The sequence below is a fragment of the Bradyrhizobium sp. HKCCYLRH2047 genome, from assembly GCF_051168175.1.
Lineage (GTDB): Bacteria > Pseudomonadota > Alphaproteobacteria > Rhizobiales > Xanthobacteraceae > Bradyrhizobium.
Genome location: NZ_JBNPUM010000003.1, coordinates 251,118 through 265,081, shown reverse-complemented (window position 1 = coordinate 265,081; position 13,964 = coordinate 251,118). Strand labels below are relative to the sequence as shown.

At 65.2% G+C, this 13,964-nt stretch carries 12 protein-coding genes; 9 read left to right on the top strand and 3 right to left on the bottom strand.

The window, feature by feature from the left end; genetic code table 11:
* Nucleotides 1-87: 87 nt before the first annotated feature.
* The 3 genes from fcl to ACQR1D_RS08550 form a co-directional block, all read right to left on the bottom strand.
* Nucleotides 88-1,041: a GDP-L-fucose synthase gene (fcl, locus tag ACQR1D_RS08560; RefSeq protein ID WP_316180088.1), complete on the bottom strand. Its 954-nt coding sequence runs from the start codon at nt 1,039-1,041 to the stop codon at nt 88-90.
* Nucleotides 1,025-2,080, bottom strand: a complete 1,056-nt coding sequence (gene gmd, locus ACQR1D_RS08555) for a GDP-mannose 4,6-dehydratase (RefSeq protein WP_409997946.1) — start codon at nt 2,078-2,080, stop codon at nt 1,025-1,027. The genes fcl and gmd overlap by 17 nt, the downstream gene beginning before the upstream one ends.
* Before the next feature lie 160 nt (nt 2,081-2,240).
* On the bottom strand, nt 2,241-2,915 hold the full coding sequence (locus tag ACQR1D_RS08550) for a Crp/Fnr family transcriptional regulator (protein WP_315803554.1): 675 nt from the start codon (nt 2,913-2,915) through the stop codon (nt 2,241-2,243).
* Between the two features lie 323 nt (nt 2,916-3,238).
* Between ACQR1D_RS08550 and ACQR1D_RS08545 the strand changes: the two genes are divergently transcribed.
* The 9 genes from ACQR1D_RS08545 (at nt 3,239) to ACQR1D_RS08505 (ending at nt 13,737) form a co-directional block, all read left to right on the top strand.
* Nucleotides 3,239-4,060, top strand: coding sequence for an ABC transporter ATP-binding protein (locus ACQR1D_RS08545; protein WP_315803555.1), 822 nt, complete (start codon nt 3,239-3,241; stop codon nt 4,058-4,060).
* A complete protein-coding gene (locus ACQR1D_RS08540; RefSeq protein ID WP_316180086.1) occupies nt 4,057-5,988 on the top strand; it encodes a long-chain fatty acid--CoA ligase in 1,932 nt (643 codons plus the stop codon). The genes ACQR1D_RS08545 and ACQR1D_RS08540 overlap by 4 nt, the downstream gene beginning before the upstream one ends.
* A 409-nt stretch (nt 5,989-6,397) precedes the next feature.
* Nucleotides 6,398-7,291: a branched-chain amino acid ABC transporter permease gene (locus ACQR1D_RS08535; protein WP_315803557.1), complete on the top strand. Its 894-nt coding sequence runs from the start codon at nt 6,398-6,400 to the stop codon at nt 7,289-7,291.
* A 3-nt stretch (nt 7,292-7,294) separates the two neighbouring features.
* Nucleotides 7,295-8,368 carry a branched-chain amino acid ABC transporter permease gene (locus tag ACQR1D_RS08530; RefSeq protein WP_315803558.1) on the top strand — a complete coding sequence of 358 codons (1,074 nt, stop codon included), beginning with the start codon at nt 7,295-7,297 and terminating at the stop codon, nt 8,366-8,368.
* A 58-nt stretch (nt 8,369-8,426) separates the two neighbouring features.
* Entirely contained in the window at nt 8,427-9,713 is a 1,287-nt protein-coding gene (locus tag ACQR1D_RS08525) for an ABC transporter substrate-binding protein (protein ID WP_315803559.1), read from the top strand.
* Between the two features lie 164 nt (nt 9,714-9,877).
* The gene (locus ACQR1D_RS08520; protein WP_316180084.1) at nt 9,878-10,717 is read left to right on the top strand and encodes an ABC transporter ATP-binding protein; all 840 of its coding nucleotides are present in this window, start codon (nt 9,878-9,880) and stop codon (nt 10,715-10,717) included.
* A 140-nt stretch (nt 10,718-10,857) separates the two neighbouring features.
* On the top strand, nt 10,858-12,081 hold the full coding sequence (locus ACQR1D_RS08515; RefSeq protein WP_316180082.1) for a phenylacetate--CoA ligase family protein: 1,224 nt from the start codon (nt 10,858-10,860) through the stop codon (nt 12,079-12,081).
* 136 nt (nt 12,082-12,217) lie between these two features.
* Complete coding sequence (locus ACQR1D_RS08510) at nt 12,218-13,408, top strand: CaiB/BaiF CoA transferase family protein (protein ID WP_434837791.1); 1,191 nt, start codon at nt 12,218-12,220, stop codon at nt 13,406-13,408.
* Between the two features lie 167 nt (nt 13,409-13,575).
* Nucleotides 13,576-13,737 (top strand): hypothetical protein, encoded by a 162-nt coding sequence (locus tag ACQR1D_RS08505; RefSeq protein WP_315803563.1) that lies wholly within the window; start codon nt 13,576-13,578, stop codon nt 13,735-13,737.
* Nucleotides 13,738-13,964 lie beyond the last annotated feature (227 nt).

Sequence of the window (13,964 nt, the reverse complement as noted above, 5' to 3'; positions counted from 1 at the left end):
TCGCGATGAGGCAGGCAACTACCAGCCCCGTTCCCAGATAGCGTCCGCGGTATGGGTCCCGGCGTTCGCCGGGACGACAGCGGAGGGTTAGGGGGCGGCCTGCCCCGTCTCCTGCAGAAACGCTTGATACGCGCGCGCGATGCCTTCCTTCAGCGACGTCGTCGCGCGCCAGCCGAGCTTTGCCAGGCGCGAGATGTCGAGCAGCTTGCGCGGCGTGCCGTCGGGGCGCGAGGTGTCGAAGCTGATCCGTCCCCGATAGCCGGCCGTCGCCGCGACCACACGGGCGAAATCGGCAATCGTGATGTCCTCGCCGGTGCCGATGTTGACCAGCCCGGCCTCCGAATAGGTCTTCATCAGGTGCACGCAGGCATCGGCCATGTCGTCGACATAGAGGAATTCGCGCCGCGGCGTTCCCGTGCCCCAGACCACCACCTCCGGCGCATCGGCGAGCCTCGCCTCATGGAAGCGGCGGATCAGCGCCGCAACGACGTGGCTGTACTCGGGATGGTAGTTGTCGCCGGGACCATAGAGATTGGTCGGCATCACGTTGATGAAATCGGCGCCATACTGGCTGCGATAGGCCTCGACCATCTTGATGCCGGCGATCTTGGCGATCGCGTAGGGCTCGTTGGTCGGCTCCAGCGGCCCGGTCAGCATCGAATCCTCGCGCAACGGCTGGGGGGCGAGCTTGGGATAGATGCAGGAGGACCCGAGAAACATCAGCTTCTCGGCGCCGTTCACATGCGCGGCGTGGATGACGTTGGTGGCGATGGCGATGTTCTCGTAGATGAACTCGGCACGCAGCGTGTTGTTGGCGACGATGCCGCCGACCTTCGCCGCGGCGAGGAAAACGGCCTGCGGCCGGGCGCGCGCAAACCATGAGAACACCGCCGCCTGGTCGCGCAGATCGACCTCGCTGCGCGGCACCGTCAGCAGTTCGACGCCTTCGCTCGCCAACCGCCGCACCAGCGCGCTGCCGACCATGCCGCGATGGCCGGCGACGAAGACACGCTTGCCGCGGAGATCAAATGGCGTGGCCACTGCTCGCCTCCCGCCGTGCGGCGCACAGATCGCTGGCGACCATCTCCTTGACCAGTTGGGCGAAGCTCGTCCTTGGTTTCCATCCGAGCTTGTCGCGCGCCTTGCTGCAATCGCCGATCAGGAGGTCGACCTCGGTCGGGCGGAAATAGGTCGGGTCGATCCGCACCACCGCCTTGCCGGATCTCGCGTCGATCCCGGTCTCCTCGACCCCCTCGCCGCGCCATTCGATGCGGCGATCGACCTCGGCGAAGGCGAGCTCGACCAGCTCGCGCACCGAATGGGTCTCGCCGGTCGCCAGCACGAAATCGTCAGGCGTATCGGCCTGCAGGATACGGTGCATGCCCTCGACATAATCGCGCGCATGGCCCCAGTCGCGCTTGGCCTCGAGATTGCCGAGATAGATCGTCTCCTCCAGGCCGGTCTCGATGCGGGCGACGCCGCGGGTGATCTTGCGGGTCACGAAGGTCTCGCCACGGATCGGGCTCTCGTGGTTGAACAGGATGCCGTTGCAGGCGAACATCCCATAGGCCTCGCGATAGTTCACCGTGATCCAGTAGCCGTACAGCTTGGCGCAGCCATAGGGCGAGCGCGGATAGAACGGTGTCGTCTCCCGCTGCGGGATCTCCTGCACCAGGCCGTACAGCTCCGAGGTCGAGGCCTGGTAGAACCGCGTCTGCTTCTCCATGCCGAGAATGCGAATGGCTTCCAACAAGCGCAGAACCCCGAGCGCGTCGGCATTGGCCGTGTATTCCGGACTCTCGAAGCTGACGCCGACATGGCTCTGGGCCGCGAGATTGTAGATCTCGTCGGGGCGGATCTGCTGCACCAGCCGGATCAGGTTGGTGGAATCGGTCATGTCGCCGTAATGCAGCAGGAACGGGACGTTGCCTTCGTGCGGATCCTGGTAGAGATGATCCACCCGCGCGGTATTGAAGGACGATGACCGCCGCTTGATGCCGTGCACAGTGTAGCCAAGGCCGAGCAGATATTCGGCCAGATAGGCGCCGTCCTGGCCCGTGACGCCCGTGATCAAGGCCACGCGGCCGCTGCAATCCTTCCCCGCCATACTCACTCCAACACCGTCGCGCCCCCTCGGGCCGAAGTTCCCGGCGAGCAGTCCACAGCCGAAGCCGCCGGTCAAGCTCGACGGAAAACAAGGCGTTGGATCAATCCCGTATCGGCGCGACGCAAGGCGGGATCTAGTCCCCGTAGCAGCGCAGCCGGTCGAGATCGAGCACGGTCACCCCGCCATATTCGACGCGCAGCAGGCCTTCGCGCTCCAGCGTCTTGAGGCATTGATTGGCGTTCTGCCGGGACAGGCCCGACAGCGCGCCGATCTCCTCCTGGGTGATCTCCAGGTGGCGGGTCGTATTCGGGTAGAGGATCGGATTGAACAGTGACGCGATGCTGCGGGCGAGCCGTGCCGTCGCATCCAGCGTGCGGCCGACCTCGACCAGGCCGATGAACTGGCCGAGCCGCTCGTTGAGCTGGGTGACGAGGAAGCGATTGAAGCCGACGCTGTTCTCGAACAGCCACATGAAGGTCGGTCGCTCCATCAGCGCGACGCGCGTATCGCGCAGCGCCACGACGTCATAGCGGCGCGGCTCGTTCTTCAGCACGCTGCCCTCGCCGAACCAGGCGCCGGCCGACATGCCGGCGAATGTCGTCGCCTTGCCACCGCGCGACACCGTGCTCATGCGCGCCAGACCCGTGACGATCCCGGTCCAGTAGTCGAATTGGTCGCCGCGGACGAAGATGTGTTCGTTGGCCGCAAACGACCGCTCGACGACGCCGGCCGCGGCCGTGTCGATTTCCTCGGGCTTCAAATGGCGGGACCAGGGCGCGATGCGCAGAAGGGTATCGGGAGAGATCAAGCCGTCATCTCGTCTCGTCGAAGCTCGCGGCAGCCATATTGCATCGCAACAATCCAGCGGTGAATTTAGCCTGGGAAATGTCAGGCGCAAGACAGTTCCTGATAGCGCTTTCCCCTATCGAGGGCCACTGCTCTCGACTCGCGCCTCCGATGAGGTGCATCCGAGATGCGGCAAAATGCGCCCGCCCGGGTGGCCCGTCATTCGTCGGATGGCGCGGAACCGATGCCCGGGATAGGATTGCAGCCGACGCGACGAGCTCAACGTCGCGCGACACGATGCCTTGAAGAGCGCGCCAAGCGCCCAAGACAATTCGGGAGGACGACTTGGACTATACGTTGGAAGCGCGCGGAGTGTCGCTGCGTTTCGGTGGGGTGCGGGCCCTGACCGACGTCAGCTTCGGCGTGCGCGAGGGCGAGTTGTTCTCGATCATCGGCCCGAACGGTGCCGGCAAGACCTCGATCGTCAACTGCATCTCCGGCCGCTACAAGCCGACCGAGGGCCGCCTGTTCCATCGCGGCCGCGACATCACCGGCCTGCCGCCGAGCGCGCGCGCCAATATCGGCATCGGCCGCACCTTCCAGAACCTCGCCCTCTTCCACCACATGAGCGTGCTCGACAACATCATGGTCGGGCGCCATCACCTCTTGAAGAACAACTTCCTCACCGGCTCTCTGTATTGGCTCACCGGCGCGCGGCGCGAGGAGCTGAAGCACCGCGAGAAGGTCGAGCAGATCATCGACTTCCTCGACCTGCAGTCGGTGCGCAAGGCGCCGGCCGGCACGCTCTCCTATGGCCTGCGCAAGCGCGTCGAGCTCGCCCGCGCCATGGCGCTGGAGCCACATCTCATTCTCCTCGACGAGCCGATGGCCGGCATGAACTTCGAGGAGAAGGAGGACATGGCGCGCTACATCGTCGACCTCAACGAGGAATACGGCATGACCGTCGTGATGATTGAGCACGACATGGGCGTGGTGATGGACATTTCCCACCGCGTCATGGTGCTGGATTTCGGCCGCAAGATCGCCGAGGGCGACCCGGCCGCGGTGCTCGCCGATCCCCACGTCAAGCGCGCCTATCTCGGCGAGGAGGACGAACTGCTGGTCGATCCCGACGAGGCGCCGTCCATCGCGGAGGACGCGGCATGATGGACTATGCGGGTCGCGTCCGGCAGGCCGACACCTATCCGAAGCTGCTACGGCTGAACGCGAAAGAGCACGGGACGGAGATCGCGCTGCGCGAAAAGGATCTCGGGCTGTGGCGCACCTTCACCTGGGCCGACTACCAGGCGCGCGTGCGCGATTTCACGCTCGGCATGGTCGAGCTTGGGCTCGGCAAGGATGCCGTGATCGGAATCATCGGCGACAACCGGCCCGACTGGGTCGCGGCGGAGATCGCAACGCATGCGATCCGAGGCTACAGCCTCGGGCTCTATCGCGATGTGCTCGACGACGAGGCCGCCTACCTGCTCAATTACGGCGAGGCTCGGTTGGTGTTCGCCGAGGATGAGGAGCAGGTCGACAAGCTGCTCAACCTCGCCGAGCGCGTGCCGGCGCTCAAGCATATCGTCTATTCCGATCCGCGCGGCATGCGGAAGTATGACGATCCCAGGCTGATGCCGGCGGACAAGCTCGCTGAGCTCGGCCGCAATCGGGCGGCGCGCGAGCCGGATCTGTACGACCGCATGGTCGATGCGACCGTCGGCGACGACGTCGCCATTCTCTGCACCACCTCGGGCACGACCTCGCATCCGAAGCTCGCGATGCTCTCGGCCGCGCGCGTGCTCAAGCACTGCGCGACCTATCTCGCGTTCGATCCGAAGGGGCCGGAGGACGAATACGTTTCGGTGCTGCCGCTGCCCTGGATCATGGAACAGGTCTACGTGCTCGGCAAAGGACTGCTCTGCCGGATGAAGGTCAACTTCGTCGAAGAGCCCGACACGATGATGAACGACTTCCGCGAGATCGCGCCGACCTTCGTACTGTTTGCACCAAGGGTGTGGGAGCAGATCGCGGCCGACGTCCGTGCCGCCGTCATGGACGCCTCGCCGCTGAAGCAACGGCTCTACCATCTGGGCATGTCGACCGGCCTTGCGGCGCTGGAAAAGGGCCAGCATTCGAGCCTTGCCGACATGCTGCTGTTCCGTGCGCTGCGCGACCGGCTCGGCTTCACCCGGCTGCGCTCGGCTGCCACCGGCGGTGCCGCGCTCGGGCCCGATACGTTCAAGTTCTTCCGCGCCATGGGCGTACCGCTGCGCACGCTCTACGGCCAGACCGAGCTGCTCGGGGCCTACACGCTGCATCCGGACGACAAGGTCGATCCCGACACGACCGGCGTGCCGATGGCTGACGACATCGAGATCAGGATCGACCAGCCCGACAGCCAGGGCATCGGCGAGATCCTGGTACGCCACCCGAACATGTTCCTGGGCTACTACAAGGCCCCGGAAGCCTCGACCGCCGACGTCAAGGACGGCTGGATGCATTCGGGCGACGCCGGCTATTTCAACGACGCGAAGCAGCTCGTCGTCATCGACCGCATCAAGGACCTCGCCGAGACCGCGCGCGGCGAGCGCTTCTCGCCGCAATATATCGAGAACAAGCTGAAGTTCTCACCCTATATCGCCGAGGCCGTCGTGCTCGGCGCCGGCCGCGAGCACCTCGCCGCGATGATCTGCATCCGCTATTCGATCATCTCGAAATGGGCCGAGAAGAACCGCATCGCTTTCACCACCTATTCCGATCTCGCCTCGCGCAACGAGGTCTATGCGCTGCTGCAGAAAGAGGTCGAGACCGTCAATGCCCACCTGCCGCCGGCGCAGCGCATCTCCCGCTTCCTGCTGCTGTACAAGGAACTCGATGCCGACGACGGCGAGCTCACACGTACGCGCAAGGTGCGCCGCAGCGTCATCAACGAGAAGTACGCCGATATCATCGACGGCATCTATGGCGGCAAGCCGGCGATCCCCGTCGACACGGTCATCCGCTTCCAGGACGGCACCACCCAGCGCATCCGCACCACGCTGAAGGTGGTGGACCTGGACAGCCACGGCCCCATGGCGGAGGCCGCAGAGTGATGTGCTTATCGTCATATTCGGTCATCCTGCGCGGGCTTGACCCGCGCATCCATCTTCTTGCGAGAGCGATGGATCGCCGGGTCGAGCCCGGCGATGACGAGCAGCGGCTTGAGCCGCAGCGAAGGTTACTGCGCATGACTGCGCCCTCTCCCCTTGTGGGAGAGGGCATCTCGGCCGGTCAACGCAAACGCGGTCGGGTGAGGGGTCCCTCTCCTCTCGCTCGCCCGCGGAGAGAACCCCTCACCCGGCTGCGCTGCGCGCAGCCACCCTCTCCCACAAGGGGAGAGGGTAAGAGCCACGCCGGCTCGGCACACCCAATCGTCATGCGCGGGCTTGCCCCGCGCATCCATCCTCTTCCGACAAAGCTGGATCGCCGGGTCAAGCCCGGCGATGACGAGTGAGAACGATCATGAACACCGCCTTCCTGATCCAGCTCCTGGTCAACGGCCTCGTCGTCGGAACGCTCTATGGCGTGGTCGCGATGTCGTTCGTGCTCATCTACAAGGCGACCCAGGTCGTCAATTTCGCGCAAGGCGAGCTGCTCCTGATCGGCGCCTGGGTGTGCTGGGCATTGCTGACGAAATATCAGGTGCCGTTCTGGGTCGGCATGCCGCTGACGCTGGTCTTCATGTTCGCGTTCGGCATCGCGATCCAGGTTGTGATCCTCCGGCCGATGATCGGCGAGCCCATCATCTCCGTCATCATGGTCACGATCGGCCTGTCGACCGTGTTCCAGGCGGCGCTGAAATGGATGTTTGGCGTCAATCCGCAGCCGTTCCCGCCAGTGTTCGCCAGCACGTCCGTCGACCTGTTCGGACTGCAGATCCAGACGGTCTACGTCATGAGCCTCGTCGTGTCGCTGCTGATGATGCTCGGCATGGCCTGGTTCTTCAAGGCCTCCAAATATGGCCTTGCGATGCGCGCCACCGCCTTCAACCAGCAGGTCGCGCAATCGCTCGGCATCTCCGTCAAGAGCGTGTTCGCGATGGCCTGGGCGATCTCGGCGACCGTCTCCGCCGTGGCCGGCGTGGTCGTCGCCGTCGTCAACGGCGTGTCCTCGGGATTGTCGGCCTACGGCATCAAGGTGTTTCCGGCGGCGATCCTCGGAGGCCTCGACTCGGTCGGCGGTGCCGTGCTCGGTGGCATCATCATCGGCCTCCTGGAGAACATCGCGCAATATGTCGACAGCCAGTATCTGCACTGGGGCAATCTGTACGAGATCGCGCCGTTCTACGTCCTGATCATCATCCTGATGATCAAGCCCTACGGCCTGTTCGGTACCAAAGACATCGAGCGGATCTGAACCATGGTCGCACGTTCCACGATACCCGCCGGTGACTTCCGCACCTCCTACGCGGCCGACACCACGATCTTCCCGACCAGGACCAGCCGCAATTTCGCGATCGCCGGTGTCATCCTGCTGTGCTTCGCGCCGCAGGTGTTCTCCGAATACTGGCTGTCGGTTTCGATCCAGATCGGCATCTTCGCGATCGCGGCCCTCGGGCTGAACATCCTGGTCGGCTTCACCGGCCAGATCTCGATCGGCCAGGCCGGCTTCTTCCTGCTCGGCGCCTTCACCTCGGCCTACATCAACAACGCCTATGCCATCCCGGTGTTCTTCGCGATCCCGCTCGCCGGCGTGATCACGGCCCTCGTTGGTCTGGTCTTCGGCCTTCCGGCGGCGCGGCTGAAGGGGCTCTATCTCGTCATCGCCACCCTCGCTGCGCAATACATCCTGCTCGACTTCTTCTCCCGGGCCGAATGGTTCTCCGGCGGCTCGGTGCCGGCTTCGGCCAATCCGTTCTCGATTCTAGGCTACACGCTGCGCGGCGACCGGCAGTATTTTTATGTCGTGCTGGCCTATGTGCTGGTCTGCTACCTCCTCGTCACCAACCTGATGCGCACCCGCGACGGCCGGGCGCTGATCGCGATCCGCGACCATTATCTCTCGGCCGAGATCATGGGCATCAACCTGACCAAATATCGCACGCTGTCGTTCGGCCTCGCCGCGTTCTTCGCCGGCATTGCAGGCGCCCTCTATGCGCACTACCAGCTGGTGATCTCGCAGGAAGGTTTCGGCATCGAGCGCTCGATCCTGTTCCTTGCGATGATCATCATCGGCGGCACCGGTTCGATCATGGGCACGCTGATGGGGACCGCCTTCGTCGTTCTGCTGCCGGAATCGATGGAGTGGCTCAGCCATCTCCTCAAGGGCGGCGCGATCGACAAGGCGCTCGCGCTCAACAACAACATCACCTTTCTGCGCGAGATCGCGATCGGCCTGATCATCATCGGCTTCCTGATGTTCGAGCCCGACGGGCTCGCGCATCGCTGGCGCCAGATCAAGACCTATTGGAAGCTCTATCCGTTCTCACATTGATTCCAACCAACAGGGACCGGCGGCAATCCGGCCCGAACCCACCACAGGAGGAAGCACTATGACGATCAAATCATGGCTCGGCTCGGCGGCACTGGCGCTCTTGGCGGGCGCATTCGCCCCGTCGGCGCAGGCGCAGCAGATCGCGATCGGCCATCTGCAGGATCTCTCAGGCGGCACGTCCGACGTCGGCACGCCCTACGGCCAGGGCGTCGCGGACACCTTCGCCTGGGTCAACAAGAACGGCGGCATCGGCGGCAAGCAGCTCGCAGTCGACAGCAACGATTATGGCTACCAGGTGCCGCGCGCGATCGCGTTGTACAAGAAGTGGTCGGCACCGGACAACAAGGTCGCGGCGATCATGGGCTGGGGCACCGCCGACACCGAGGCGCTGACCGGCTTCCTCGCCAACGACAAGATCCCGGACATGTCCGGCTCCTACGCTGCCGCGCTGACCGATCCGGAAGGCACCAGCGGCAAGGCGAAGCCGGCGCCGTACAACTTCTTCTACGGCCCGAGCTACTCGGATGCGCTGCGCGCCGAGCTGACCTGGGCGGCCGAGGACTGGAAGGCCAAGGGCAAGCCGGGCAAGCCGAAATTCGTCCACATGGGCGCCAACCACCCCTACCCCAACGCGCCGAAGGCGGCCGGCGAGGCGCTCGCCACCGAGCTCGGCTTCGAGGTGCTGCCGCCGCTGGTGTTCGCGCTGGCGCCGGGCGACTACAGCGCGCAGTGCCTGAGCCTGAAGAGCTCCGGCGCCAACTACGCCTATCTCGGCAACACCGCGGCTTCCAACATCTCGGTGATGAAGGCCTGCAAGAATGCCGGCGTCGACGTGCAGTTCCTGTCCAACGTCTGGGGCATGGACGAGAACGCCGCCAAGACCGCGGGCGCTGCCGCCGACGGCGTGATCTTCCCGCTGCGCACCTCGGTGGCCTGGGGTGGCGATGCGCCGGGCATGAAGACGGTGCAGGAGATCTCGAAGATGTCCGACCCGACCGGCAAGGTCTACCGCCCGGTGCACTACGTCGCCGCGGTCTGCTCCTCGCTCTACATGAAGGAGGCGATCGAGTGGGCTGCGAAGAACGGCGGTGCCACCGGCGAGAACGTTGCCAAGGGCTTCTATCAGAAGAAAGATTGGGTGCCGGCCGGGATGGAGGGCGTCTGCAGCCCGTCGACCTGGACGGACAAGGACCACCGCGGCACCATGAAGGTCGACCTCTATCGCGCCCGCGTGACGGGTCCGACCGATGGCGACCTCAACGACCTCATGGCCAAGGGCGTGATCAAGCTCGAGAAGGTCAAGACCATCGAGCTGCCGCGCAAGGCGGAATGGGCTGGTTGGTAAGTTGATCGGCGACGGTTGAGTGAACTCAGCAGTCGCCCCACACACGATCGTCATCCCCGCGAAAGCGGGGATCCAGTACGCCGCGGCTCATCGATCAAGCATCGGCGTCTCTGGAATACTGGGTCCCCCGCCTGCGCGGGGGACGACAGCGGTGGACAGCCACAATGACCGAAACACTCGACACTCCGCGAACCGGCGCAGCCAGCGCGACAGCAGCCCCCCTGCTCTCCGTCCGCAACATCGAGGTCGTCTATGACGACGTCATCCTGGTGCTGCGCGGGCTCAGCCTCGATGTGCCCAAGGGCGCGATCGTCGCGCTGCTCGGCGCCAATGGCGCCGGCAAGTCGACGACGCTGAAGGCGATCTCCGGCCTGTTGAAGACCGAGGACGGCGAGGTCACGCGCGGCGAGATCATGTTCGACGGCGCGCGCATCGACGGCATCGATCCGGAGAAGATCGTCCGCCGCGGCATCTTCCAGGTCATGGAGGGGCGCCGCATCGTCTCCGACATGACGTCGCTGGAGAACCTCAAGCTCGGCGCCTTCACGCGCTCCGATCGCGAGGTCGCAAGCGACATCGAGATGGTGTTCAACTATTTCCCGCGGCTGAAGGAGCGCACCGGCCTCGCCGGCTATCTCTCCGGCGGCGAGCAGCAGATGCTGGCGATCGGGCGCGCGCTGATGGCGCGGCCGAAGATGATCCTGATGGACGAGCCGTCGATGGGACTGTCGCCGCTATTGGTCAAGGAAGTGTTCGCGATCATCAAGGAGATCAACCGCGATCTCGGCGTCACCATCCTGCTGGTCGAACAGAACGCGCGCGCGGCGCTGTCGGTGGCCAGCCACGGCTACATCATGGAGCAGGGAAAGGTGGTGCTCGACGGCACCGCCGACAGCTTGCGCGACAACGAGGACGTCAAGGAATTCTACCTCGGCGGCGCCGGCGACCAGCGCAAGAGCTTCAAGAACCTGAAGAGCTTCAAACGGCGGAAGCGGTGGCTGTGAACGTCACACTCCGTCATTCCGGGGCGCGCGGCACGCGCGAACCCGGAATCTCGAGATTTCCGGGTGCGGTCCAGTGCGCCAAATGGCTTCGCCAGTTCGCGCAGCGAGCCGTCCCGGAATGACGTGCCAGGACACGAGCAATGACCACCCACTACGACGCCCTCGAAACCCGTGATCCCGCAGCCCGCGAGCAGGAGCTGTTCGGCCGCCTGCCCGACGTGCTGCGCGCGGCGACGACGGCGCCGGCGTATGCGGCGCTGCTGCAGGGCATCGATCCCGGAGAAATCACGAGCCGCGCCGCGCTGGCGCAGCTGCCGGTGCTGCGCAAGTCCGAACTGCCTGCCCTGCACAAAGCTGCCCCGCCGTTCGGCGGCTTCGTCGCGCAGGCGCCCGGCGCGTTCTCGCGCCTGTTCACATCGCCCGGACCGATCTTCGAGCCGGAGGCAGCGCACAACGATCCCTGGCGCGGCGCCCGCGCGCTGTTCGCGTCGGGCTTGCGCAGTGGCGATGTCGTGCTCAACACCTTCAGCTATCATCTGACGCCGGGCGGCTTCATCTTCGATGCCTCGGCGCGCGCGCTCGGTTGCGCTGTCATTCCGGCGGGACCAGGGAACACCGAGGCGCAGTTCGAACTGATCGAGGCCTATCGCCCGATCGGCTACAGCGGCACGCCCGACTTCCTCAAGATCCTGCTCGATGCCGCCGCCAGCGCCGGCCGCGACGTCTCCTCGCTCAAGCGCGCGCTGGTGTCTGGCGCGGCGTTCCCGCCGTCGCTGCAGGCCGAGATCAAGGCGCGCGGCATTGATGCCTATCAGGCGTTCGGCACCGCCGATCTCGGCATCATCGCCTATGAGACCGCAGCACGCGACGGCATGGTCGTCAACGAGGACCTGATCTTCGAGATCGTCCGCCCCGGCACCGGCGATCCGGTGGCGCCAGGCGATGTCGGCGAGATCGTCGTGACCTCGCTCGATCCCCACCATCCCTGGATTCGCCTCGCCCTCGGCGACCTCACCGCCGCTCTGCCCGGCATCAGCGCCTGCGGCCGCACCAACATGCGCATCAAGGGCTGGATGGGCCGCGCCGACCAGACCACCAAGATCAAGGGCATGTTCGTGCGCCCCGAGCAGGTCGCCGAGATCGGCAAGCGCCACCCGGAGCTCGGCCGCCTCAGGCTGGTCGTGACCCGCGCCGGCGAGACCGATGCGATGACGCTGAAGGCGGAATGCGCCTCGCCATCAGATGGCCTGCAGGACGCGCTCGCCGCCAGCCTGCGCAACATCACCAAGCTCGGCGGCAGCATCGAGCTGGTCGCGCCGGGCGCGCTGCCCAACGACGGCAAGGTGATCGCCGACGAGCGGTGAATTCCTCTCATTGTCCCCGTAGCGGGAAGCCCTGCACCAGCGGCATGAGCGCGGCGGCGCGCACCGCCCCCACGCAATTGTCGCATCACGCGCGCTCTCCTATACAGCCATGTCCCGTCTCTCGGAGTTCGTCCGCATGGCCTTTCCGCGCGCGTCCAAAGCCCTGTCCCGCTTCACCGTGCTCGATCTGACGCGGGTGCGCGCCGGCCCGACCTGCGCGCGGCAGTTCGCCGATTGGGGCGCCAACGTGATCAAGATCGACGCCATGATGGAAGACGGCGGCGAGGCGCTCGGCGGCCCGCGCCGCGGTTCCGACTTCCAGAACCTGCATCGCAACAAGCGCGCGATGACGCTCAATCTGAAAGATCCCAAAGGCGTCGACGTGTTCATGCGGTTGGCGAAGCAGGCCGACGTGGTCATCGAGAACTATCGCCCCGACGTCAAGACCAAGCTCGGCATCGACTACGAGGCGGTGCGCAAGGTCAATCCGCGCATTGTCTATGGCAGCATCTCCGGCTTCGGCCAGGACGGCCCCTATGCCAAGCGGCCCGGCTTCGATCAGATCGCGCAGGGCATGGGCGGGCTGATGTCGATCACCGGCGCGCCCGGTGAAGGACCAATGCGTGCGGGCATCCCGATCGCCGATCTCTCGGCGGGCCTGTCCTGCGCGATGGGCATTCTCACCGCGCTGCTCGAGCGCGAGGTCTCCGGCGAGGGCCAGTGGGTGCAGACCTCGTTGTTGCAGGCGCAGATCTTCATGCTCGACTTCCAGGCCGCGCGCTGGCTGATGGAGAAGGAGGTCGCTCCTCAAGCCGGCAACAACCATCCGACCAGCATCCCGACAGGCGTGTTCAAGACTTCCGACGGCTACATCAACATCGCCGCCACGGGGGGACGGATCTGGGAGCGGCTGTGCCAGACGCTCGGCGCGCCCGAATGGATCGACAATCCGGACTACGCCACCGCGCCGGCGCGCTCGAAGAACCGCGATGCGCTCAACGCCGAGATCAACGCGCGCACGCTGGCAAAGACCAGCGAGCAATGGGTTGCCGAGCTCAACGCCGCCGGCGTGCCCTGCGGCCCGATTTACGCGATCGATCAGATGTTCGAGGATCCGCAAGTGAAGCATCTCGGGATGGCTCAGCAGGTCGCCAGCGACGACGGCCGTGACATCACGCTGGTGGCGCAGCCCTTCACCTTGTCGCGCACGCCGAGCCGGATGGCGGCGCGGCCGCCGGACTTCGGTGAGCAGACCGAGGAGATCCTTTCGGAATTCGGCTTCACCGACGGCGAGATCGCCGATCTCCGGCTGCATCGCGTCGTGTGAGCAAGTGCAATATGACCAAGCTGCGGCATCCCGCCGCTGTGGCCCAGATGTCACCACGTTGGAACTTCGACCTGGGCGGGATTGAGGCCAGAGCGAGACCGCGTTAACCTCTTCTCATCAGTTGATCGCGGACCCCCGGGGCCCGCGGGCTTGAGGAGTAGCGGGTCATGAGCGCATCGGAATTGAACGAGTTTCTGTCGGCGATGGATATCGTCCGCGACGTCAACGCCGCCGCTCTGAATCACGACGGCGCGCTGCCCTTCGATGAGACGATGCTGGACAACGAGTCCGACTGGTACCACATGCCGGTCGCGGAGAAGGCCAACTGAGGCTGACCTGCCTCGGGTTCGCGTCCTCGCTGACCTACATCACCTTTGCTCGAAGCCTTCGTTCCGAAAAGCCGGACGGAGGCTTTTTCTTTTCGAGGGTGACGGGATGAGCTGCGAACCCTGATCCACCGAATGCAAAAAAAAGCCCGACGCACGCGCCGGGCAAGGTGATCGTCTCGGGAGGAAACATCAGGGCGCGATGACCAAAGATCAGGCACCGCGCGTGA

What these genes read in the sequence shown, in the direction of transcription:
- ACQR1D_RS08535 (WP_315803557.1), top strand. Translation starts at nt 6,398, where the DNA reads ATGAACACCGCCTTCCTGATCCAGCTCCTGGTCAACGGCCTCGTCGTC.
- ACQR1D_RS08540 (WP_316180086.1), top strand. Translation starts at nt 4,057, where the DNA reads ATGATGGACTATGCGGGTCGCGTCCGGCAGGCCGACACCTATCCGAAG.
- ACQR1D_RS08515 (WP_316180082.1), top strand. Translation starts at nt 10,858, where the DNA reads ATGACCACCCACTACGACGCCCTCGAAACCCGTGATCCCGCAGCCCGC.
- ACQR1D_RS08525 (WP_315803559.1), top strand. Translation starts at nt 8,427, where the DNA reads ATGACGATCAAATCATGGCTCGGCTCGGCGGCACTGGCGCTCTTGGCG.
- ACQR1D_RS08520 (WP_316180084.1), top strand. Translation starts at nt 9,878, where the DNA reads ATGACCGAAACACTCGACACTCCGCGAACCGGCGCAGCCAGCGCGACA.
- ACQR1D_RS08510 (WP_434837791.1), top strand. Translation starts at nt 12,218, where the DNA reads ATGGCCTTTCCGCGCGCGTCCAAAGCCCTGTCCCGCTTCACCGTGCTC.
- ACQR1D_RS08530 (WP_315803558.1), top strand. Translation starts at nt 7,295, where the DNA reads ATGGTCGCACGTTCCACGATACCCGCCGGTGACTTCCGCACCTCCTAC.
- ACQR1D_RS08505 (WP_315803563.1), top strand. Translation starts at nt 13,576, where the DNA reads ATGAGCGCATCGGAATTGAACGAGTTTCTGTCGGCGATGGATATCGTC.